The following is a 906-nucleotide window of genomic DNA, read 5'->3' as shown; positions in this document are numbered from 1 at the left end:
TTTAGCCTTGGCAGATGGTCCTGCCGGATTCATACGGGGTTTCACGTGCCCCGCACTACTCGGGATCCGTCTCGGAGAGAGCAGACTTTCAACTACAGGGCTTTTACCTTCTTTGGCGGGCCTTTCCAGACCTCTTCGTTTAACCGACTCCTTTGTAACTCCATGTGAGACGTCCCACAACCCCAAAGAGCAAGCTCTCTGGTTTGGGCTTCTCCGCGTTCGCTCGCCGCTACTGACGGAATCACTGTTGTTTTCTCTTCCTCAGGGTACTTAGATGTTTCAGTTCCCCTGGTATGCCTCTACATAACCTATGTATTCAGTTATGAGTAACTGGATATTACCCCAGCTGGGTTTCCCCATTCGGACATCCCCGGATCAAAGCTTGCTTACAGCTCCCCGAGGCAGTTTCGTTGTTCGCCACGTCCTTCATCGGCTCCTAGCGCCTAGGCATCCTCCGTGTGCTCTTAGTAGCTTAACCATTGCGCTCGTGTTCGAGCTGTCGCTCCGCTTGGTTTGCTTGCGCAAATCCAAAAGTCGCTCCATTTCGATCACTCGCTCCAGCAATCTACCTTATAAAACACTTCACTTGTTTACACAAGATCAGCTTAAAGGAATGTTCTAATTCGCGTTTGTTTCGTTTCGATATCTAGTTTTCAAAGAACAAATCGTTTGGTTCGGGCCGTTCACAGATGTGTCGGTCGAATCAACGAGAAGTGTTGAGAGTTTGAGCTCTCAAAACTGAGCAACGAGTGAGTGGAAAGCTTTACGAAGTAAAGCTCGCTTCGGAAGCATACTTCCTGAAGACTTTTTGAATGTTTCCACGCGGGAAACGATTCTCCATAGAAAGGAGGTGATCCAGCCGCACCTTCCGATACGGCTACCTTGTTACGACTTCACCCCAATCAT

2 rRNA genes are annotated in these 906 nt (G+C 49.1%); both read right to left on the bottom strand.

From position 1 onward, the window contains the following. A 23S ribosomal RNA gene (locus EC604_RS29445) occupies nt 1-478 on the bottom strand; the annotation flags it as partial. A gap of 365 nt (nt 479-843) precedes the next feature. Beyond that, a 16S ribosomal RNA gene (locus tag EC604_RS29440) occupies nt 844-906 on the bottom strand; the annotation flags it as partial.

It is taken from the genome of Paenibacillus amylolyticus (genome assembly GCF_003719335.1).
Taxonomy (GTDB): Bacteria; Bacillota; Bacilli; order Paenibacillales; family Paenibacillaceae; genus Paenibacillus; species Paenibacillus amylolyticus_D.
This window is presented reverse-complemented; position numbering and strand designations above follow the sequence as displayed.